The organism is Ruegeria sp. BE3 (genome assembly GCF_056538865.1).
In genome coordinates this window covers 1439902-1459732 of record NZ_JBQFTW010000001.1, presented here as the reverse complement: position 1 = coordinate 1459732, position 19831 = coordinate 1439902, and the positions used below count along the sequence as shown (strand labels likewise).

Annotated in this window: 22 protein-coding genes; 10 read left to right on the top strand and 12 right to left on the bottom strand. The window is 57.6% G+C overall.

Going from position 1 to position 19831, the window contains the following annotated elements; translation table 11 throughout:
* The first annotated feature begins 14 nt into the window (after positions 1 to 14).
* Positions 15 to 383, top strand: a complete 369-nt coding sequence (locus ACR0AZ_RS07265; protein WP_480470212.1) for a hypothetical protein — start codon at positions 15 to 17, stop codon at positions 381 to 383.
* A 1-nt stretch (position 384) separates the two neighbouring features.
* Here the strand turns inward: ACR0AZ_RS07265 and ACR0AZ_RS07260 are convergent, their stop codons facing one another.
* From ACR0AZ_RS07260 to thrS, 5 genes are all read right to left on the bottom strand, one after another.
* Positions 385 to 903 (bottom strand): hypothetical protein, encoded by a 519-nt coding sequence (locus ACR0AZ_RS07260; RefSeq protein WP_480470211.1) that lies wholly within the window; start codon positions 901 to 903, stop codon positions 385 to 387.
* Positions 900 to 1661, bottom strand: a complete 762-nt coding sequence (locus ACR0AZ_RS07255) for an HvfC/BufC family peptide modification chaperone (RefSeq protein ID WP_480667125.1) — start codon at positions 1659 to 1661, stop codon at positions 900 to 902. The genes ACR0AZ_RS07260 and ACR0AZ_RS07255 overlap by 4 nt, the downstream gene beginning before the upstream one ends.
* Entirely contained in the window at positions 1658 to 2515 is an 858-nt protein-coding gene (gene bufB, locus ACR0AZ_RS07250) for an MNIO family bufferin maturase (RefSeq protein ID WP_480658114.1), read from the bottom strand. Before bufB ends, ACR0AZ_RS07255 begins: the two co-directional genes overlap by 4 nt.
* A gap of 70 nt (positions 2516 to 2585) precedes the next feature.
* Positions 2586 to 2888 carry a BufA1 family periplasmic bufferin-type metallophore gene (locus ACR0AZ_RS07245; protein WP_480470208.1) on the bottom strand — a complete coding sequence of 101 codons (303 nt, stop codon included), beginning with the start codon at positions 2886 to 2888 and terminating at the stop codon, positions 2586 to 2588.
* A 222-nt stretch (positions 2889 to 3110) separates the two neighbouring features.
* On the bottom strand, positions 3111 to 5069 hold the full coding sequence (gene thrS / locus ACR0AZ_RS07240) for a threonine--tRNA ligase (RefSeq protein ID WP_480667124.1): 1959 nt from the start codon (positions 5067 to 5069) through the stop codon (positions 3111 to 3113).
* A 219-nt stretch (positions 5070 to 5288) separates the two neighbouring features.
* On the opposite strand from thrS, the gene ACR0AZ_RS07235 reads away from it, so the two are divergent.
* The 4 genes from ACR0AZ_RS07235 to ACR0AZ_RS07220 all read left to right on the top strand — a co-directional run bounded on the left by ACR0AZ_RS07235 (position 5289) and on the right by ACR0AZ_RS07220 (position 8457).
* A complete protein-coding gene (locus ACR0AZ_RS07235) occupies positions 5289 to 6038 on the top strand; it encodes an alpha/beta fold hydrolase (protein ID WP_480667123.1) in 750 nt (249 codons plus the stop codon).
* Positions 6038 to 7030 (top strand): alpha/beta hydrolase, encoded by a 993-nt coding sequence (locus tag ACR0AZ_RS07230; RefSeq protein WP_480667122.1) that lies wholly within the window; start codon positions 6038 to 6040, stop codon positions 7028 to 7030. Before ACR0AZ_RS07235 ends, ACR0AZ_RS07230 begins: the two co-directional genes overlap by 1 nt.
* Positions 7031 to 7047: 17 nt before the next feature.
* Positions 7048 to 7662: a hypothetical protein gene (locus ACR0AZ_RS07225; protein WP_480667144.1), complete on the top strand. Its 615-nt coding sequence runs from the start codon at positions 7048 to 7050 to the stop codon at positions 7660 to 7662.
* An 84-nt stretch (positions 7663 to 7746) separates the two neighbouring features.
* Complete coding sequence (locus ACR0AZ_RS07220) at positions 7747 to 8457, top strand: alpha/beta fold hydrolase (RefSeq protein WP_480667121.1); 711 nt, start codon at positions 7747 to 7749, stop codon at positions 8455 to 8457.
* Here ACR0AZ_RS07220 and ACR0AZ_RS07215 read toward each other — a convergent pair.
* Together ACR0AZ_RS07215 and phaZ are read right to left on the bottom strand one after the other, a co-directional pair.
* A complete protein-coding gene (locus tag ACR0AZ_RS07215; protein ID WP_480667120.1) occupies positions 8454 to 9038 on the bottom strand; it encodes a DUF6151 family protein in 585 nt (194 codons plus the stop codon). The two genes, ACR0AZ_RS07220 and ACR0AZ_RS07215, sit on opposite strands and share 4 nt — an antisense overlap.
* The gene (gene phaZ, locus ACR0AZ_RS07210; RefSeq protein WP_480470202.1) at positions 9035 to 10309 is read right to left on the bottom strand and encodes a polyhydroxyalkanoate depolymerase; all 1275 of its coding nucleotides are present in this window, start codon (positions 10307 to 10309) and stop codon (positions 9035 to 9037) included. Before phaZ ends, ACR0AZ_RS07215 begins: the two co-directional genes overlap by 4 nt.
* A 111-nt stretch (positions 10310 to 10420) precedes the next feature.
* On the opposite strand from phaZ, the gene ACR0AZ_RS07205 reads away from it, so the two are divergent.
* The 4 genes from ACR0AZ_RS07205 to ACR0AZ_RS07190 all read left to right on the top strand — a co-directional run bounded on the left by ACR0AZ_RS07205 (position 10421) and on the right by ACR0AZ_RS07190 (position 14260).
* Positions 10421 to 12223: a PHA/PHB synthase family protein gene (locus tag ACR0AZ_RS07205; protein WP_480667119.1), complete on the top strand. Its 1803-nt coding sequence runs from the start codon at positions 10421 to 10423 to the stop codon at positions 12221 to 12223.
* Positions 12224 to 12354: 131 nt separating this feature from the next.
* Positions 12355 to 12801 carry a phasin family protein gene (locus ACR0AZ_RS07200; protein WP_480470200.1) on the top strand — a complete coding sequence of 149 codons (447 nt, stop codon included), beginning with the start codon at positions 12355 to 12357 and terminating at the stop codon, positions 12799 to 12801.
* Positions 12802 to 12938: 137 nt separating this feature from the next.
* Positions 12939 to 13493, top strand: a complete 555-nt coding sequence (gene phaR / locus ACR0AZ_RS07195) for a polyhydroxyalkanoate synthesis repressor PhaR (RefSeq protein ID WP_480658102.1) — start codon at positions 12939 to 12941, stop codon at positions 13491 to 13493.
* A gap of 8 nt (positions 13494 to 13501) precedes the next feature.
* Positions 13502 to 14260, top strand: coding sequence for a trypsin-like serine peptidase (locus ACR0AZ_RS07190; RefSeq protein WP_480658101.1), 759 nt, complete (start codon positions 13502 to 13504; stop codon positions 14258 to 14260).
* Here the strand turns inward: ACR0AZ_RS07190 and ACR0AZ_RS07185 are convergent, their stop codons facing one another.
* Positions 14261 to 15460 carry a DegT/DnrJ/EryC1/StrS family aminotransferase gene (locus ACR0AZ_RS07185; RefSeq protein WP_480667118.1) on the bottom strand — a complete coding sequence of 400 codons (1200 nt, stop codon included), beginning with the start codon at positions 15458 to 15460 and terminating at the stop codon, positions 14261 to 14263. It lies immediately after the preceding gene.
* Between the two features lie 193 nt (positions 15461 to 15653).
* On the opposite strand from ACR0AZ_RS07185, the gene ACR0AZ_RS07180 reads away from it, so the two are divergent.
* Positions 15654 to 16463: a M90 family metallopeptidase gene (locus ACR0AZ_RS07180; protein WP_480470196.1), complete on the top strand. Its 810-nt coding sequence runs from the start codon at positions 15654 to 15656 to the stop codon at positions 16461 to 16463.
* Here ACR0AZ_RS07180 and ACR0AZ_RS07175 read toward each other — a convergent pair.
* The 4 genes from ACR0AZ_RS07175 to ACR0AZ_RS07160 all read right to left on the bottom strand — a co-directional run bounded on the left by ACR0AZ_RS07175 (position 16460) and on the right by ACR0AZ_RS07160 (position 19789).
* Complete coding sequence (locus tag ACR0AZ_RS07175) at positions 16460 to 17266, bottom strand: ABC transporter permease (RefSeq protein WP_480470195.1); 807 nt, start codon at positions 17264 to 17266, stop codon at positions 16460 to 16462. The genes ACR0AZ_RS07180 and ACR0AZ_RS07175 overlap by 4 nt on opposite strands.
* Positions 17263 to 18150 carry an ABC transporter permease gene (locus tag ACR0AZ_RS07170; protein WP_480470194.1) on the bottom strand — a complete coding sequence of 296 codons (888 nt, stop codon included), beginning with the start codon at positions 18148 to 18150 and terminating at the stop codon, positions 17263 to 17265. The genes ACR0AZ_RS07175 and ACR0AZ_RS07170 overlap by 4 nt, the downstream gene beginning before the upstream one ends.
* A gap of 81 nt (positions 18151 to 18231) precedes the next feature.
* Positions 18232 to 18981: a transporter substrate-binding domain-containing protein gene (locus ACR0AZ_RS07165; RefSeq protein WP_480667117.1), complete on the bottom strand. Its 750-nt coding sequence runs from the start codon at positions 18979 to 18981 to the stop codon at positions 18232 to 18234.
* A gap of 31 nt (positions 18982 to 19012) precedes the next feature.
* Positions 19013 to 19789 (bottom strand): ABC transporter ATP-binding protein, encoded by a 777-nt coding sequence (locus ACR0AZ_RS07160; protein ID WP_480470192.1) that lies wholly within the window; start codon positions 19787 to 19789, stop codon positions 19013 to 19015.
* Positions 19790 to 19831 lie beyond the last annotated feature (42 nt).

The following is a 19831-nucleotide window of genomic DNA, read 5'->3' as shown; positions in this document are numbered from 1 at the left end:
ACGGAGACCTGTTTATGCGCAATGCAGCCATGATACTGGGCGTGATCGCCGGGCTGATCGGAATGATTGTTGGATTTTTCGGCTACGGCTTTGTGGCTTTCGTCGATTGGTTCGGTGAAATCGAGGGCATCGCCGAGCAGGTGGACAACCCCGGCCTGATTCAAACCGCGTCGATTGTAGCGCCTTTGCTGGCGATTGTCGGCGGAGCGATGGCACACGCCCGTGCCCTCGTCGGGGGCATATTGTTGATATTCTCGGCAGCGGGGATGTACTACGCCTTTGGTTTTGGCGTCTTCACGATGTTCCCGATCGCATTTGCGGGCGTCGCGGGTGTGCTTGGGCTCGCCGCAGGAAAGCCGGACGAACCCAAGGTGCATTTCTGAGTTATTTCAGGCGTAGGACCCGGTCCAGCGACAAGGGACCTGCGCCGTTGATCACGATTACCAGCATCAGGAAGCTCCACATCACCCGCTGATCCATCAAGGTGATTGCGTTGTCGAACAACCCGCCCAGTTTGACCCCATGGCCAACCACGTCGGTGAAGGTCTGCACCCAGATGAAGCCGATCATCGCCAGGGCCGCAACGCGGGTCAGCAGGCCGACCAGCAGCAGAACGGGCAAAACAAACTCCGCTACCGTGCCGAAGAAGATCACGATACGCTGGAAGAATGTCATTTGGGTGACGTCATACAGAACGGCTTCGGCAGCTTTGGGGAAAATCTGACCGAAAGCGCCAGCCGAAGGCGAAAAGATCGAGCCGTCGATCTTAAGTGTCGCTGAATTCCAGTAATAGACAAACAGAACCGCGACGAAGATCACCCGTGCCAGAGTCGGTGTCAGCCAACCCGAGGAGTGGTCCACCTTTTCCATCGCGGTGTTGTAGGTTGATATCAGGGCAGTCATGTGTCCAGCCTTTCGATAGTCACAGAAGTTATTGCACCGCCCTGTAAAAGCAGTGCCAGAGTGGTTCCTAGATCGAACTCGGGCGTCTCCGCCACGGTTGCTTCGAATGCGTTGCCGATGGTCTGACCCGTTTGAATGCGCACGATCCAGGCAGCGCCACCTGCGGGCAGCAGATGGGGCGCAGGGTCATATTCAGGGCGCGTGATCAGAACATCCTGTGCTTCGGCCTGCGGTTTTGGCGCGCCGTCCTGCGTGTTGAACTGCCATATCGCATGAACCGGCCAATCCGAGCGCAGGACATGTACAGCGGGAGCCAGCACCAGCTTGGCCAGCATCAGATCCTCAGGTGGAATTGCCAGAGCTTCCGGTGCAATCGCCTCGCCGTCAGCAGCGTGATAGGATCGGCGCAAGGCCAGCTCCAGCCGGGCAACATCGGGTAGATACCCCAGATGCGACAGCTGCGGCATACTTTCCAGAAACGCGGGAAACTCTTCGCCGTAAAACATCATCAATGGCGAGGCAGGTGGGTGTTGTCGCAGGAAAATCCCGGCAAGCCCATCCATGTTCTGTGTACCCAGCAATTTGGTGATCACCGGGAAAGCCTGGTGCATCGCTTCGGTCAACGAAACAGCGACATTGTTGCGGTAAACGCTGAATCGGCGTCCGGCTGGTTGCGCTTCGGCGTCGAGCAATCCCTCAGGGATCGGCTGGTTGGCGTCCAGTAGGGCGCTGTGGAATGTTGTCTGGGACACACTCATGCGGGCACACGATCCAGGGCCTTTTGCGCGCGCTCGGCTTCTGCCCGCAGGATAGGCCAGTCGGGAACATCAGTGTCCCATTCGATAAGCAGAGGTTTAGGGCCAGACTGATCCAGAACATAGTCCAGCAGGGCCCAGACCGGATCGACCACCTCGCGCCCGTGGCTGTCGATAAGCAGGGGGCGCCCGTGGTCGTCCTCGTCCTCGTCATGACCGCCCAGATGGATTTCGCCGACCTGATCCAGCGGGTAGGCATCGATATAGCCTTGCGGCGAGAAATCCAGATTGGTGGCCGAGACAAAGACGTTATTCACATCCAAAAGCAGTCCGCAGCCAGTACGGCGCGCGATCTCGCGCAGGAAATCGGGTTCGGACCAGGTGCTTTCCTCAAAAGCCAGATAGCTGGAGGGGTTTTCCAGCAGCATTTGCCGTCCCACCACCTCTTGCACCTGATCGATATGATCACAGACACGCGCCAGGGTAGCGTCGGTATAGGGCAGCGGCAGCAGATCGTTCAGGAAATGGCTGTCGTGGGTCGACCAGGCCAAGTGTTCCGAAAAGCTGGCAGGGTTCAGCCAACCGACAAGATGTTTCAGACGGGCCAGATGATCGGGGTCCAACGGGCCTTCGCCACCGATGGAAAGGCCGACACCATGGACGGAAATAGGAAATTGTTCTGACAGGTGGCGCAGTTGCGCCAGAGGGCGTCCGCCGTCTCCCATATAGTTTTCGGCATGGATTTCCAGCCACGCCACAGGCTTGGCCTGCTCGAGGATCTGCGAAAAATGCTGCGGTTTGTAGCCAACGCCGGGCGCCGCAGGCAACCGGTTCGATCTCAAAGCGTCATCCAACATCTGCAAATCCTCTGTTCGTAACGAAGGGGCGGGCGAACCTGCCCGCCCCTCGTAATTCATACGGACAGTCTTATGCCGGCAGGTCGCGTTCCAGCGGCTCGAGCGAGCCTTTGCGCGCGGTGCCGTTGGCTTCGGCCGGCAGTTCGATGTCGGCGCAGGTGCCTGCGTCAACCAGGGTCCATGCGTTGCCCTGATAATCGACGGTCGAGGTGCCCGCGCAGGTGGTGCCGGGGCCTGCGGCGCAGTCATTCTGACCGGCCAGCGATACGCCATAGCATTTCTCTTTCGCTTGTGCGGTTGCGGTTGTGGCTACGCCCGATACGGCGGCTGCAACGGCGCTTGCGATAACTAGGGTTTTTGCGGTGTTCGACATCTCGAGTAATCCTCTTGCTGACTGTGTTTGTCTGCTTGTGACACCATCCAAGTTAGTGGCTTGATGGCCGTGTTTGAATTCACGAGCCCGTGTCTCACAAGCGCGTCAAAGATAGTCATGGCATCTTGCGTGTTAACAAACTGTTTTTGAAGGGGAAAAGTTGAAATATTTCAATCCGGCCCCGGGGGCGGGGCCGGAATCCCGGCAATATGATGCCGAATGTTACAGCAGATCAGGCGGAGTTGCCGCTTGGGAAAGCTCGTTTGTTACAGACTCAAGCGGTTGAACCTGCGTCTGTTTTTCGCCCAGACGGCGAACGCTGACGGTACAATCCTCGACCTCGCGGTGCCCGACGGCCAGAATTACCGGCACTTTGCCGACTGAATGCTCGCGAACCTTATAGTTGATCTTCTCGTTGCGAATATCCGCTTCTGCACGCACACCGGCGGCTTTGAGCGTCTCAACCACTTCGGCCACATAGTCATCGGCCTCGGAAGTGATCGAGGCGACGACGACCTGACGCGGGGCCAGCCAGAACGGCAGTTTGCCGGCGTGTTCCTCGACCAGGATGCCGATGAAACGTTCGAACGAACCAAGACAGGCGCGATGTAGCATGACGGGGCGGTGCTTGCCCCCGTCGGCTCCGACATAGGTGGCGTCGAGACGTTCAGGCAGCACGAAATCCACCTGGAATGTGCCGCATTGCCAGTCGCGACCGATGGCATCGGTCAGGACGAACTCCAGCTTGGGACCATAAAACGCCCCTTCGCCGGGATTCAGTTCGGGCTCGACACCCGCGGCGCGGGTGGCAGTCAGCAGTGCCTCTTCGGCTTTGTCCCAGACCTCGTCGGAACCGGCGCGGGTATCGGGGCGGTCCGAGAATTTGACCTTGAAGCTTTCGAAGCCGAGGTCTTTGTAGACATCAGTCAGGAAACCGATGAAACGCGCGCATTCCTCTCCGATCTGGTCTTCGGTCGAGAAGATATGCGCATCGTCCTGCGCAAAGCCACGCACACGCATGATCCCGTGCAATGCGCCTGACGGCTCATAACGGGCACAAGAGCCGAACTCGGCCATGCGCAGCGGCAGATCGCGATAGGATTTCAGGCCCTGCTTGAAGATTTCGACATGGCAGGGGCAGTTCATTGGCTTCAGAGCGTTGACGGCCTTTTCGCGGGCGTGTTCCTCGTCGACTTCGACGATGAACATATTCTCCTGATACTTCTCCCAATGACCGGAGCGTTCCCACAGCTTGCGGTCAACGACCTGAGGGGTGTTGACCTCGACATAACCACCGTCGCGTTGCTTGCGGCGCATGTAGTCCTGCAACTGCGTGTAGATGGTCCAGCCGTTTGGGTGCCAGAAGATTTGACCCGGGGCCTCTTCCTGCATGTGGAACAGGTCCATTTCGCGGCCGAGTTTGCGGTGGTCGCGCTTGGCGGCCTCTTCCAGCATATGCAGATGCGCTTTCAGCTTTTCCTTGCCGGTGAAGGCCACGCCGTAGATGCGTTGCAGCATGGCGCGATCGCTGTCGCCGCGCCAGTAGGCCCCCGCGATGGACATCAGCTTGAAAGCGTCGCCGGGCAGTTGACCGGTGTGCTGCAAATGCGGACCGCGGCACAGATCCTGCCAATGACCGTGCCAGTACATACGCAGGGGTTCATCCCCCGGAATGGCCTCGATCAGCTCGACCTTGTAGGGCTCGTTATTGGCCTTGTAGAACTCAATGGCGCGGTCACGGTCCCATACTTCGGTGGTGACGGGGTCGCGTTTGTTGATGATCTCTTTCATCTTTTTCTCGATGAGGCCGAGATCTTCGGGCGTAAACGGTTCCTCGCGGTCGAAGTCATAATACCAGCCGTTTTCAATGACGGGGCCGATGGTGACTTTGGTGGCGGGCCAGATTTCCTGCACGGCACGGGCCATGACATGGGCCAGATCGTGGCGGATCAGTTCGTTGGCCTGGTCTTCATCCTTCATGGTATGGATGGCGATGTCGGCATCGGCTTCGATGGGCCATTGCAGGTCCCAGTGTTTGCCGTTGACGGTGGCCGATATGGCCTTTTTGGCCAAAGAGTTCGAGATGTCGGCTGCGACCTCGGCGGGCGTGACGCCGGCGTCATAGGATCGTGCATTGCCATCAGGGAAGGTGAGTGAGACGGATTTTGAATCCAGGGCCATAGTCTGGCTCTCCTCGTCGGTTTGGCGCCCACTGAACGCCCGGTTGCGGGTTTTATGTGTTCGGCTGCTTTGGCAGGTGGTTGCGCTTGTGTCAAGGGTGGCTGCGAGGGGCCAGCCTCGCGCGCTCCCCGAGGTATTTTGGGTCAGATGAAGAGGGATCGGGGAATTGCGAAGAGTGCAGGGACGTGCATGATGCGTGAGAATAGTAGAGAGGGTTTCATGGCAGAGACAGAATTCCTGCAGACGGCGCAGGGGCGGCGGTTGGCGTACCACAAGAGTGCGGGGGCAGGGCCGACCATCGTTTTCCTAGGCGGGCTGAAGTCGGATATGGAAGGCACCAAGGCAGTGCATCTTGAGGCCTGGGCACAGGCGCGGGGGCAATCCTTCCTGCGGTTCGACTATTCGGGGCATGGTGAGAGTTCCGGGGCGTTCACCGAAGGCTGCATCGGAGATTGGCACGAAGACACACTGGCGGCCGTCTCGCGCCTGACCGAGGGCCCCCTGATTGTTGTCGGATCGTCGATGGGCGGTTGGCAGGCGTTGTTGCTGGCCCGTGTGATGCCAGAGCGTGTGGCCGGGATGGTGACCATAGCCGCAGCGCCGGATTTTACCGAAGACGGATATTGGGAATCCTTCTCAGACGACCAGAAAGCGGCCTTGGAAAATGAAGGATATGTTGAGCTGCCTTCGGATTACATGGAGCCGTACATTATCACCAAGCGGATGATCGAGGATGGGCGTGAGCGTTTGGTGCTCCGGTCGCCGTTGGAACTGCCGTTTCCGGTGCGATTTTTGCAAGGAACGGCGGATACGGCTGTTTCGACGCAGACAGCAGTGCGATTGCTTGAACATGCGACAGGCACCGACATGCGGTTGCTTTTGGTAAAGGATGCCGATCACCGGTTTTCGGATGGTGTGTGTCTGGAGTTGATTGAGTGTGCCGTTCTGGATGTGATGGATGAGGCTTAATGCGGCGCTTCGGCTGGGTCTTGGGGCGCGTGTTGCTGGGGCTCGTGCTCGTCGGCGGGCTGGTTTACGCCTTCGGGCCGCGCGAGCAGATCGACCTGCATCCGCGTTTTGATCCGCGCAAGTTCGGCGAAGGGGTGCAGGTGTATTTCGAAAGCACCGAGGCCGCCTATGATGACATTGTTCCGGGTACAGAAAAGCGGGTTGTCTGGCGGGACGGATTCTATGAGCGCCGCACGCCCTATGCTGTCCTGTATCTGCACGGCTTTTCGGCCTCGTCTGAAGAGATTCGACCCGTGCCTGACCTCATAGCTGACGCTCTGGGCGCCAATCTGGTCTATTCCCGATTGCGGGGCCATGGACGCGATGGAGCGGAGTTGGGCAAGGCAATTGCTACGGATTGGATGCAGGATACGGCCGAAGGGTTGGCTGCGGCTCGGGCGGTGGGAGATCAGGTCATCGTGATGTCGACTTCGACCGGCGGCACTCTGGCTGCCGCCGCGGCTCTGGACCCGGTGTTGAGCGAAGACATTGCGGCGTTGATATTTGTTTCACCAAATTTTGGTGTGAACATGGTAGGTGCCTGGATCCCGACATTGCCTTGGGCGCGCAACTGGCTGCCCTTACTGATGGGCGCAGAACGGGATGTATCGGGGCCTGACCCTGAAAAGAACCGTTACTGGACAGTTGTTTATCCGTGGGAAGCGGTGGTGCCGATGTCAGTTTTGACGAAGGCGGTTTATGCACTTGATTTCTCGTCGGCTCAGGTCCCCGCCTTGTTCTGGTTCTCAGATGACGATCAGGTCGTCCGACCAGAATTGACGCACAAGGTGGCTGAGGCGTGGGGTGGGCCATCGATGGTTCAACTAGTGGAAATGGGGCCGGGGGATGATCCGGCCTCACATGTGGTTGCCGGGCGGCTGATGTCTCCGGGGCAGACAGATGCTGCGGTTTCGGGGATGCTTGGATGGCTTGCAGATCAGGGTATTGAGTGATGCGCAAACCCGGGAGCATGTGGAGTCTTGAGACCTTGGGCCGGGTGCGTCTGTCCAAGCATTTCTTTATGCGTGACTTCCTATATTCCGAGATCGGGAATTTTCACCAAAAACAGAACATCCCCGAAAACCCTGATCTCGCCATCGAGACAGGTCGGGCGTTCTGCGAGGCGCTGATGGACCCACTGGAAGAGACCTTTGGGCGGGTCGCTGTGCGGTCGGGTTATCGCTCTCCGTCCCTGAACCGGTTCGGGAATGAAAACCGCCTGAACTGTGCCCGCAATGACAATCCGCTGGAGTGCCACATCTGGGATTGGGGGCAGGATGATGCGCGGGTTGCTGGGGCTTCGGTGGTGATCCCGTGGTTTGCGGATCGCTATGCCGAAGGCCGCGACTGGCGCGATCTGGCCTGGTGGATGCACGACCATCTTGATTACTCCGAAATCTGGTTCTTTCCCAAGCTTTGTGCGTTCAATCTGGTCTGGCGACCCAAGCCGCAGCGTCGGATCGACAGCTATATAGCGCCGCGTGGGTGCCTGCTGAGCGCGGGCGAAGAGCCGGATGAAACGCCGGAGCAGCGGCAGGCACGGTATGCTGATTTCCCAACTTTTCGCGGCATTCAGTATCCCTGAATTTTGCGCTTGCCGCACACGCTCAAAACTCTCATCCTGAAGCAAAGCAAGAACGACTGAACCGTCAAAAGAGGGAGGACCCGCGTGATCGAGCCGCTGGTTTTGCTGCCCGGACTGATGAGTGACGCAAGGCTGTTTCGACCGCAGATCGAACTTCTGTCGCGAGACAGGGCCGTAACGGTTGCGCCGATCTCGGGCGGGGAGCGAATCGAGGAGATCGCCTCGGGATTACTTGACCAACTGCCACAAAGGTTCGCGCTTGCCGGGCACGGCATGGGCGGAATGATCGCGTTGGAGCTGATCCGCCGCGCTCCGGATCGGGTGAGGAGGCTTTGCCTGATATCGACGGATGCGCAAGCTGATACCCCGCATATCGCGGCAGGGCGCGAAGAGTTGATGATTGGGGCGCAGGCCGGACGTCTGGACGAGGTGATGCACAAAGTCATCGGTTCGGACACTCTGGCACCGGGGCCGCGGCGAATACCCATTCTGCAGGATATGATCCAGATGGCGCTTGAGCTGGGGTCTGATCTGTTCGCGCGGCAAATGCGGGCTTTGCAGCGCCGACCGGATCAGCAGGCCACGCTGCGCTTGATCGGAGTGCCAACGTTGGTTCTGTGCGGTGCTTACGACACTGTGACCCCGGTTCGAAAACACCAGTTCATGGCAGATATGATCCCTGAAACCGAGTTGCTGGTATTGGATGATGCGGGTCATTTGCCAACGCTGGAGGCCCCGGGGGTCGTCAACAGCGCTTTGGTGGAGTGGCTGCAGGTGCCGCTGCGATTGCTTTAGTCGTAGAACGCATAACGCTGTTCTTTGGTCAGGATGGTCGGGGTGACGACGGGTGCGGCGGTTTCTGCGGCAAAGAATTGCGATGTCTTCCAACGACCTGACAGGCGCGATCCGATTACGCGTCTGATCAATCCAAACGCTGCATATTGCACCTTTTCGTGCTTCTGCTTGCCATTTGGCGCAGGCACGAACCCGCGTGTGGTAATCGGGCCGAGCCTGGATGGATCGGGAATACGTTTCACGACAAAGCCCGCGAATGGAAATTTACCAGTTTGCGGTGTGGTCGCCAGAGGCGCATCACAGCAGCTCGCGTACCACCGCAACATTCCCTTCGGGCTAAGCTGCATGGCTGCAAGATGCTCTAGACCCTTATCGATGCGGATATCTTCTGGCGTGGTCTGCAGGATTTCGACCGGGCCGGGGGCGGGGTCGGGTTGTTTAAAATACAGCTGCGCGGCGCGGCAATCGTGACAATAGCAGTCAACATGGGTGCCGCACCTGACACCTCTGGGTGTCAGATGCCCGCACAATGCACCGCAGGTGCATGAAAAGGGAAGTGCATCTGCGGTTGGTTCACTCATGCAACCTTGTTGCTATTGGCCGCCCGGCGATTGGGCTTCTTGCGGCTGTTTTCGTTCATGAAATCAATCACAAGCGGGCGGATATTATCGCGCCAGCTGCGCCCGGCGAAGATACCATAGTGGCCCGCGCCGGGCTCAACATGGCTTGCCTTCTTGCTGTCGGGCAGACCGGTGCACAGGTCCAGCGCCGCAATACACTGACCGGGGGCCGAAATATCGTCATTCGCGCCCTCAACCGATTTCACCGCGACATCGGTGATCTTGCCGATATCGACCTTATGTCCGGCGACTACGAATTCATTGCGCGCGATCTCGCGGTTCTTGAACACACGCTCAACCGTCGACAGATAGAATTCGGCCGTCATATCCATCACGGCCAGATACTCATCGTAGAAGCGATTGTGGGCATCGTGGTCCGAGGCTTCATCGCGGATAACGCGCTGAATTTGGTCCGAGAAGGCCTTGCTGTGACGCTCGGCATTCATCGACATGAACGAGGCCAGCTGCAGCAGGCCGGGATAAACCATCCGACCCACACCTTTGTATTTAAAACCAACGCGTTGGATCATGGTTTCTTCCAACTGACCCATAGTGACGCGGCGACCGAAATCCGTGACCTCGGTTGGGGTCGCGTCAGGGTCGACCGGTCCGCCGATCAGGGTCAGGGTGCTGGGCTGTGCCTTGGGCTCGACCTCGGCCAGATAGGCGGTTGCAGCCAGAGTCAGAGGCGCGGGCTGGCAAACAGCAACAACATGCGTGTCGGGGCCCAGCTCTTTCATAAAATCGACAAGGTAGAGCGTGTAATCCTCGACATCGAACTTGCCTTCGGACACAGGGATATCGCGCGCGTTATGCCAGTCGGTGATGTAAACCTCACAATTGACCAGCAGGCTTTTGACGGTCGACCGCAACAGCGTTGCATAGTGACCGGACATCGGCGCAACCAGCAGAACCTTGCGCGGCTGTTCTTCACGCCCATTGACGCGGAAGTGGATCAGGTCACCGAATGGGCGCTCCAGAACCGTAGTTATGTCAACCAGATGATCTTTGCCGTCTTCGCAGGTAAAGGTGCGGATGCCCCAGTCGGGCTTGACCACCATGCGCTGAAAAGTACGCTCCGTCACTTCACCCCAGGCTGCCATCCAGTTGAACGCCGGGTTGGGTGTCATCGAAAACAACGGGTAGGACGCCATCGCACTGGCAGTTGCACCAAGCCACTGGTTGGTGTTACGCATTGTTTCCATCAGGTCGTAGGTCATCATGTAGCGCATCGAATGTGCCTCCTGGGTATCAGCCTGAAAGTTTGGACCATTCGCCGCTTTGCTCCCCGATGGCTACGACGTTATTCTGCATAGCAGCGAGGTTAGGGGGGAATTGTTAAAATGACAACTGCTGACGGCCAAACGCCTAAGTTGACCGAAGAAACCATTGATCGACTTAAAGAAAATATGGGCAAAGTCGAAGAATTGTCCAAGCGACTTGTCGAGGTCATGGCCGGCAAAACGCCGCATACCCCCGCCCTGGATGGCCCGAATCAAGAGCTTTTTGCAAAAGCAGCAACGGCCTATTGGACCGAAGCTTTTCAGAACCCGACCAAGCTGCTTGAACATCAGATCGAATATTGGGGAAAGTCTGTCCTGAACTTTGCCGAGGCTCAACAGGCCTTTGCAAGCGGCGAAAACGAAGCGCCTGAATCTTTGTCCAAGGACAAGCGATTCTCGAATCCGATGTGGGAAACCAACCCGTATTTCCGTCTTATTCGCCAGCAGTACCAGACCAACGCGGAGGCCATCTCGCAGGCTGTTGCGTCGGTTGAGGATCTTGAGGCCAAGGACAAGCAGCGGCTTCAGTACTTTTCGCAACAGATCATCGACATGATGGCACCAACGAATTTTCTGGCCACTAATCCAGATGCGCTGGAAAAGGCGGTCGAGACCGAGGGTCAGTCGTTGATCCAGGGGTTGGAAAATCTTGTCTCGGACCTTGAGGCCAATGATGGCGAGATGGTCGTCAGGCTGGCCGACGAAAGCGCCTTCGAGATTGGTGGCAATATCGCGACCACACCCGGCGATGTCGTCTATCGCAATCGTTTGATGGAGTTGATCCAGTACAAACCGGTCACCGAGACAGTGCATGAAACGCCGATCGTGCTGTTCCCGCCCTGGATCAACAAATTCTATATCCTCGATCTCAAGGCGCAGAACAGTCTGATCAAATGGGTGACCGAACAGGGCTATACGCTGTTTGTTGTCAGCTGGGTCAATGCCGACAGCTCTCATGCCGATATCGGGTTGGAGGATTATGTTCAGGACGGTTTCCTGACTGCCATCGACGAGGTCAAGAAGATCTGCAAGGTCAAGCAGGTCAACGCGGTGGGGTATTGCATCGCGGGTACGACGTTGAACCTTACGCTCTCGCTGATGAAACAGCAGGGTGACAAATCGGTGAAGTCAGCGACCTTCTTCACGACCCTTACGGATTTCGGTGATCAGGGCGAGTTTACGCCCTTCCTGCAGAACGATTTCGTCGACGGTATCGAGGATCAGGTCACGAAGGACGGGATTCTCAAGGCTTGGATTATCGGGCGAACCATGTCATTCCTGCGGTCGAGGGATCTGATCTACACCCCAGCGATCCGGAACTACATGATGGGTGAAACACCGCCCGCCTTCGATTTGCTGTTCTGGAACGGAGACGGGGCCAACCTGCCCGGGAAAATGGCGATCCAGTATCTGCGCGGGCTGTGCCAGAGCAATGATTTCGTCACAGACGGGTTCGAGCTTTTGGGTCACAAGCTGCACATCAAGGATGTCGACGTGCCTCTGATGGCGATCACCTGCGAGACGGATCACATCGCTGCGTGGAAGGATTGCTATCGCGGCGTGCAGCAGATGGGGGCGAAGTCCAAAACCTTTGTGGTCTCGGAATCGGGTCATATCGCGGGTATCGTAAACCCGCCCAGCAAGAAGAAATACGGCCACTACACCAACCCGGATATGAAGGCGGATGCCGAAACCTGGCTGAAAGACGCTGACTTCCACGAGGGCTCCTGGTGGCCGATGTGGGAAGCATGGCTGAAAAAGCGCTCTGGCAAGCAGGTTCCGGCCCGCGACACCGGCGATTCGGACCATCCGCGGCTGTGCCCGGCCCCTGGAACCTATGTTTTGGTCAAGGCAAACCGCTGATATCATTTTGAAACTCAACTTTTTCTGCATTGCAGCGAGAAAAAACTTGCAATGCTGCAATGCAGCAATCATATTGTCCTCAAGCTGATGAAACCCGGGGTGGGCCCGGACAGGCTAAAAGGATTAGGATAATGGCAAAGACCCAAGACTTTACCGCGACCCTGAAAGACATGATGGGTGCATTCCCGGTTGACACAAGCGCTCTGGAAGACGCGTTCAAATCGACCGCATCGCTGAACGAAAAGCTGTCGGGCGTTGCCCTGGACGCAGCTGAGAAATCGGCTGAAATCTCGAACAAATGGACCAAGGAAACCCTGGCCAAGCTGACCGAGATGTCGAAAGCAAAGGCAGAGCCTGCTGACTACGCAAAAGCCGCAACCGACTTCGCAAGCGCGTCGGCCGAAGTTGCTGCAGAAAACATGGCTGCTTTCGCTGAAATCGCGAAAAAAGTTCAGACCGAAACTGTTGAGCTGCTGATGGCGGCTGGCAAAGACGCTGCAGAAGATGCAACCGCAGCCGTCAAAAAAGCCACCAACGAGGTGACCGCTGCCGCTAAGAAAGCAGCAACCACCAAGTAAGGCAAGTCTGCGAACTAGCACCCATTCCTCCCAAGCGGTGCAATCGCAAGAGGGCAGGTCGTTTGACCTGCCCTTTCTTTTTGTTCTGCAGTCGCATAACCTCTGCTGCAACGCATCATCCTTGGGGAGGGTAAACGGTGTCGGAACAAGAAAAGCCGTTGTTGATCAAGCGCTATGCCAGCCGTCGGCTGTATAACACCGAGACCAGCGACTATGTCACACTTGAAGATATCGCGGGGTTCATCCGCGATGGGCGCGAGGTGCAGATCATCGACCTGAAAACCGGGGATGATCTGACCCGCCAGTATCTGCTGCAAATCATCGCTGAACATGAAAGCCGAGGGGAAAACGTTCTGCCGGTCAATGTTCTCAACGATCTGGTCCGCAGCTACATGGTGCCCGGCGGGGGCATGATGCCCCAATTCCTGCAAAGCTCGTTCGATATGCTGCGCGAAAGCCAGTCCAAGATGATGGAGAACATGAACGCCATGAACCCGATGTCGCAGATGCCTGGGTTCGAGGCGATGCAGGCGCAGCAGCAGGCGTTCCTGAAAGCCATGACCGGCGGGTTGTCGGGCAAATGGTCCGGTTCGGATGACGAGCAAGAGGCGTCGTCGGAACCCAAAGAAGATCTGGACGACATCAAAAAGCAACTCGCGGAATTGCAGCAGAAATTGTCCAAGCTTAGCTGATCGGGCTGATGCGCCGACTGCTTGCGATTGCGGTACTGCTCTGGGCGCAGACGGCGCTGGCGCAAGGTAAATTCTCGAACGTGTGGGAGCCGATCTGCACAATGGGGCAGGACACTTCGGCTGGCTGCGCGGATATCCGGGATCGCGAAATCCTGAACGCCTTCGAGGAGCCTTGGCGGGCTATTGGGCGCGTCAATTTTGCCAGCCGCAGCCAGCGGTCTCACTGTACAGGTGTTCTGGTGTCGGAGCAGTTGGTGCTTACGGCGGCGCATTGCCTTTACAATTCTGCCCGCCAGCGATGGATACCGCCTTCAAGCATCCGGTTTGCCGCAGGATATCAGCGCGGTGAGGCTGTCGCGGTCTCTGCCGTCAATGCCTACCGGCTGTCCGCATCGCAAGGTGTGGATGGAGCTTTCAACAATCGCGCCGACTTGGATTGGGCCGTGCTGGAACTGACCGATCCGATCGGAGCAGAGCTTGGGTTCTTGGCGCTCGCCGACGACACAAGCGAAGGGTTTGTGTCGGGGTATCCCGGCTTGCGCTCCCATGTCTTGAGCCGTACCGGAGCTTGCGTGCCTCAGCCTGCGGGTCAGCACCTCCTGCACGCAATATGTCCTGTCATGATGGGAGATTCCGGCGCGCCACTACTGGTTCAGACGGAGGAAGGTCCGGCAGTCGCTGGGATATTGTCGCGCATCGCGCCGACCCCGGATGGGATCGACGCGTTGTTTTTGTCCGTTCAAGCGTTTGATCTTGGTGAGAGCTGATCAGGTACCGTAGACCGGCATCGGGCCGACCACTTCACCTATTGAGGCCAGCAGAATATCCGCGATCACGTCAAGTTCTTCGCGCGTCAGGCGGACGGGCAGGCGCACGTCACAGGCGCTCATCAGCATGGCGCGGGTTTGTGGCAGATCGACCTGTTCGGGCAGGAATTGCCAGTTCCAGAAGGCGCGCGCGTTATCCTGGCTCAGACCGAAGACCTGCACCTTAACACCCCGTGCCTCGGCAGCTGCCGCGAAAGCTTTGATTTCATCGTCACCAAGGTCCACCAGATTGAACTGGATCGAATCCGGCGCGCGGCGTTCAGCTGTCAGCGGTGCGGGCACGTCGATATGGGGCGACGCGTTCAGGCGATCCGCGACATAGTCATGGTTCTCCAGTCCGTCACGTACCCGACGCGCCAGTTCCGGAATCTGCGGGCGGATCACGGCGGCGCTGAGGTTGCTCATCCGCAGGTTGTAAAGCGGCAACTGGTTTTGCCAGCGGGCAAAGGCCAGCTCAAGCTCGGGTGCGCCTGAGTGTTTTTTCCAGTTATGTTCATATGCGCCTGACATGATGACGGTGCGGGCTACCAGATCAGCGTCATCTGTAATCAGGATCCCGCCTTCGCCCGCGTTGATCATCTTGTAGGACTGGAACGAGAAACAGCCGATCTTGCCGATCGTACCGATATTGCGCCCATTCCAGGTGGTGCCAAGCGAATGTGCGGCGTCCTCAATCACAGGTATATCGCGCGCGTCACACAGCTCCATTATGGCATCCATGTCCGAGGTATGGCCGCGCATATGGCTGATGATCACTGCCTGAACGCTATCCAGCTTGGCCGCGAAATCCTCCATGTCGATGCGATAATTGCTGCCAACTTCGCAAAGAACCGGAATGCAATCCGCGTGAACGACCGAGGACGGTACGGCGGCAAAGGTAAATCCTGGGATCAAAACCCGCGCATCCCGCGGCAGATCCAATGCCTTGAGCGACAGGAACAGCGCAGCAGAGCAGGACGACACGGCCAGAGCGTATTTGCTGCCCAGCAGCGCGGCAAACTCGGCCTCAAGCAGCGAAACCGGTGCATCCTGTGGCGCGGTATAGCGGAACAGGTCGCCAGATTGCATCAGGGCGTCAATTGCGTCTCTTGCGGCTGCGGGGATGGGTTCGGCGTCATGAACGTTGGGTACAAGCGTCATATTTGGATTTCCCGAATTTTATCTTTGGGAAAGATAAAGTCATATAGCGCTCAAGCCAAGGCTTGTTTCGCCCTATTGGCGAAATTTCACCAATCTGTCGTAAACTCAGGGATCACAGTGTCAGTCGCAGGTTCGCCGTGCCAGAGCTGGTGGCCAATTGTGCCCGAGCAACTGATGCATATAGTGTCTTTCCATGTTGATCTTTCTTACCATTCTGTTCCTCGTCGTCGCTGGCCTTTGCTATTATTTCTGGTCGAAACGGCAGGCCCGCGCCGAGTTGCTTGCCACGCCGCTGAGCGCCCGTCAGCGCGATATCATTGATCGTCAGGTGCCAATCATCCGGCGGCTTCCGCAGCCGCTGCGCCAGCATCTGGATGGCAAGGTGAACTTGTTGCTGGATCAGGTGAGTTACTACGGTTGCGATGGGCTGGATGTGACGGAAGAGATGGAACTTTCGATTGCGGCACAGGCTTGTCTGCTCGTGATCAACAGTGACCTTTGGTACGATAATCTGACGACGATCCTGATTTATCCCAACGCCTTCAAGTCAAAGCAGCAGCGGCGCTCGGGTTATGTCGTGTCTGAGAAAGAAATCGTGCGCACCGGTGAAAGCTGGGATCGCGGGCCGGTCATTCTGTCCTGGGCGCATAGCCAGCAAGGGGCGCTGGATGATCGGGATGGCCAGAACGTGGTGCTGCATGAATTTGCGCATCAGATTGACGACCTTTCCGGCGGTACGAACGGCGTGCCAATTCTAAGCGCAGGTCAGAGCTTTGCCGAATGGGAAAAGGTATTTCTGACCGCCTATGACGCGCATGTGCGCGCTGTCGAAAGCGGTCGGCGCACGGTGATTGACCCCTATGGTGCGACTGGGCACGAGGAGTTTTTTGCCGTCTCGGTCGAAGTATTTTTTGAACGCCCCCGCGCGTTACAGCGCGAGGTGCCTGAGGTGTACGAGCAACTCTCGAAACTGTTCCGTTTGAACCCGGTCGAGTGGGATTAGCGTGCCAGATTCAGACGGAACCGCATCTTGGCCTTTCGCTCGGCGGGCAGGTGCCGGTTCAGACGTTTGTTGACCATGCCGAAACACCAGACGATGACCAGTGTCAGTAAGATGAAGTAGAACGCCAGAATCGGGTAAGGAATGAACGGGTTGAACGTCTTGTCGGCGAAGTAGCTCGCGTAATACAGCGCGTCTCCGCGTTGCTGCCAGGCCGGGAACGCCGAGAAGAAAACCAGCGTGGTGGATTGGAACACAAAGATGGCTTCGTTCGTATAAGCGGGCCAAGCCAGCCGCAGCATGGTGGGCCAGATGATACGGCGGAACCGGGACCAGCCAGACATGCCATATGCGTCTGCGGCTTCGGTATCCCCTTTGGGAATCGAGCGCAGCGCACCATAGAAGATCTCACCCGAATAGGCGGATGTGTTCAGGAACAGCACGATCAGCGCCCCCAGCCAGGCCGAGGTGAAGGCGTCGAACATCGGATAGGGTTTCTTCAGCGACAGGAAGAAGAAATAGGCGAAGAAGAACTGGATAAAGAGCGGTGAGCCGCGGAACAGGAAGATGAACCACTCGGACGGTTTGCGCAGCCATTTATTCGATGAGGCTTTGCCGACGGCCAACGCGGTGGCGAGGAAGAACCCTGTGACCATCGCCATGATCCCGAAATAGATATTCCAGATCATGCCCGAGCCGATCAGCGTGAAATGCTCGCACAGAGTGAAATCGGTTTTGGGCAGCAGGCGCTCGCCGAAGCCCAGTGACCGGAGGCCATAATCCTGAATGGTCTGGAGGCAGCTCATGCGGTGGTCTCCTTGCGCAGAAGCTCTCCGCCCGATGTGGCCTGACCGTGGGACAGGCGGCGCATCAGTTTCTCAAGCCCGACTTCCGAGACGCGGGTCATGCCGAGATAGAAGATCAGCAGGGCGAGGAAGTACCACATACGCCAGTCGCCGTGGGGGTAGTCGGTAAAGCGCGAGGTTTTGGTGCCGCCCAGTTCACGTGCCCAATAGACGATATCTTCGATGCCCAGCAGGAACAGCAGCGGCGTGGCCTTGATCAGCACCATCCAGAGGTTCGACAGGCCGGGCAGGGCGTAGACCCACATCTGTGGCACGAGGATGCGCCAGAAGGTCTGGCGGCGGGTCATGCCATAGGCCTCGGCGGTTTCCAGTTGGGCGTGGGGCACGGCACGCATGCCGCCGAACAGGACGTTGGCGGCGAAGGCGCCGAAAACGATGGAAAAGGTGATGACTGCGAGGAAAAACCCATAAGTTTCGTGCACCCATTCAGGCGCGGTGCCCAGCGGCAGCTTGGCGGCTTGGCAGACGAGGAAGTCATTGCCTTGCCGAACTGGTTCGGTCCAGTCGGGGCAGATAACTTTGTGCCGGATCCACTCGAAACCCTGATCCAATGCGATCACGAAAAACAGGAAAAAGGCGATGTCTGGCACGCCGCGCACAATGGCAATGTAAGCTTTGCCCAGCCAGCTTAGCGGTGGGAAATGCGACCGCGCCGCCATGGCACCGGCAAAGCCGAAGCTGAGCGCGACTGGGGCAGTGACGGCTAACAAGCCCAACACTTTGAGAAAGGATAGGTAGAATGACCAGTGGACGCCATTGGTTAGATAGCACGAGAACCAGTGGAACGTGCCGAGCGTGTCAGGATCAGCGCAGTAGGAGAACATATGGCGTCTTTCGAACGTCTTTACCGGCAAAGCCGATGCCGCGGCCCGGCGCTGAGGCGCCGGACCGGGATACGATAGGTATTAGTTGGTGACGACTGAACCGTCAGCACCGTATGTGGCGATTCCTTCACCGAACCACTTGATCAGCATTTCGTTCAGTGTGCCGTCGGCTTTCATAGAAGTGATGGCCTCGTCAAACTTACCACGCAGCTCGCCGTCGCTTTCACGCAAGCCCATGCCGACACCACCGCCCAGCGGAACCGGATCTCCAACAAAGACCAGTTCACCGCCCGATTCTTCTACCAAAGGAACCAGATAATCGCGGTCTGCCAGAACGGCATCGGCTTCGCCGTTACGAACAGCTGCGATGGTTTCTTCCGGGGTTGCGAATTCGACAAGGGTCGCGCCGGATTCGGCAACGTGGCCAGCCTGGATGGTGGCGGTTTGCGCTGCAACAATACCGCCGGTCACATCTGCCGTGTCAGAGGTCGCAACGTATGCTGAAGCAGTCGGCGGATAGTAGTCTTGAGTGAAGTCGATGACCTCATCACGTTCGTCAGTGATCGACATGCCCGCGATGATAGTGTCGTAGTTGCCCGAGACCAGGTTCGGAATGATCGAATCCCAGTCGTTCTTGACCCACTCGCACTCCAGATTGGCGCGCTTGCACAGTTCATCACCTACGTCACGCTCAAAGCCGTCGATCTCACCAGCGTCGTTGATGAAGTTATACGGAGGGTAGGCGCCCTCGGTGCCCATGCGCACGGTTTCGGCCATGGCCACACCGGCGGTCAGAGCCAGTGCTGCGGTGGTCAGAATCAGGTTTTTCATTGTTACTCCCCTTATTGGTTCTGTCCGTTGATTATGCCGCCTGAGTGGCGGAGAGAAAGCCCTGAAGCCGTTGGGATTCAGGGGTAGTGAAAATATCTTCGGGTGTGCCCTCTTCTTCGATCAGGCCTTGATGCAGGAACACAACATGGCTGGAGATGTCCGCTGCCATCTTCATGTCATGGGTCACGATGATCATAGTACGGCCTTCGGCGGCCAGATCCTTGATCACCTTGATCACTTCCTGTTCCAACTCAGGGTCGAGCGCTGAAGTGGGTTCGTCAAACAGGAGCGCCTCAGGCTCCATGCAAAGCCCACGCGCGATGGCGGCGCGCTGTTGCTGGCCGCCAGACAGCTGTGCCGGATAGACGTCGCATTTGTCGCCAATGCCCACCTTTTCCAGATATTTGCGGGCGCTGTCCTCAACTTCGGCCTTATCACGGCCCAGAACGGTGACCGGAGCCTCCATCACGTTTTGCAGGATGGTCATGTGGGCCCAGAGGTTGAATTGCTGGAACACCATCGAAAGGTTGGTGCGGATACGCAGCACCTGTTTGGCGTCGGCCGGGCGGCGGTTATGCCCTTCACCGGACCAGCTCACCGGTTCACCTTTGAACAGAATCTCGCCCTGCTGGCTGTCTTCCAGCAGGTTGCAGCAGCGTAGAAGAGTAGATTTGCCTGACCCGGAAGAACCAATCAGCGAGACAACGTCGCCACGATGGGCGGTAATGTCCACTCCCTTGAGCACCTCGAGATTTCCGAAGCTTTTGTGCAGGTTCTTGATCTCGATGACGGGCGCGTTTTCTGTCACGGGCAGTCCAGTTATTGTGAATGGTGTTGGTGCGGTACTAGG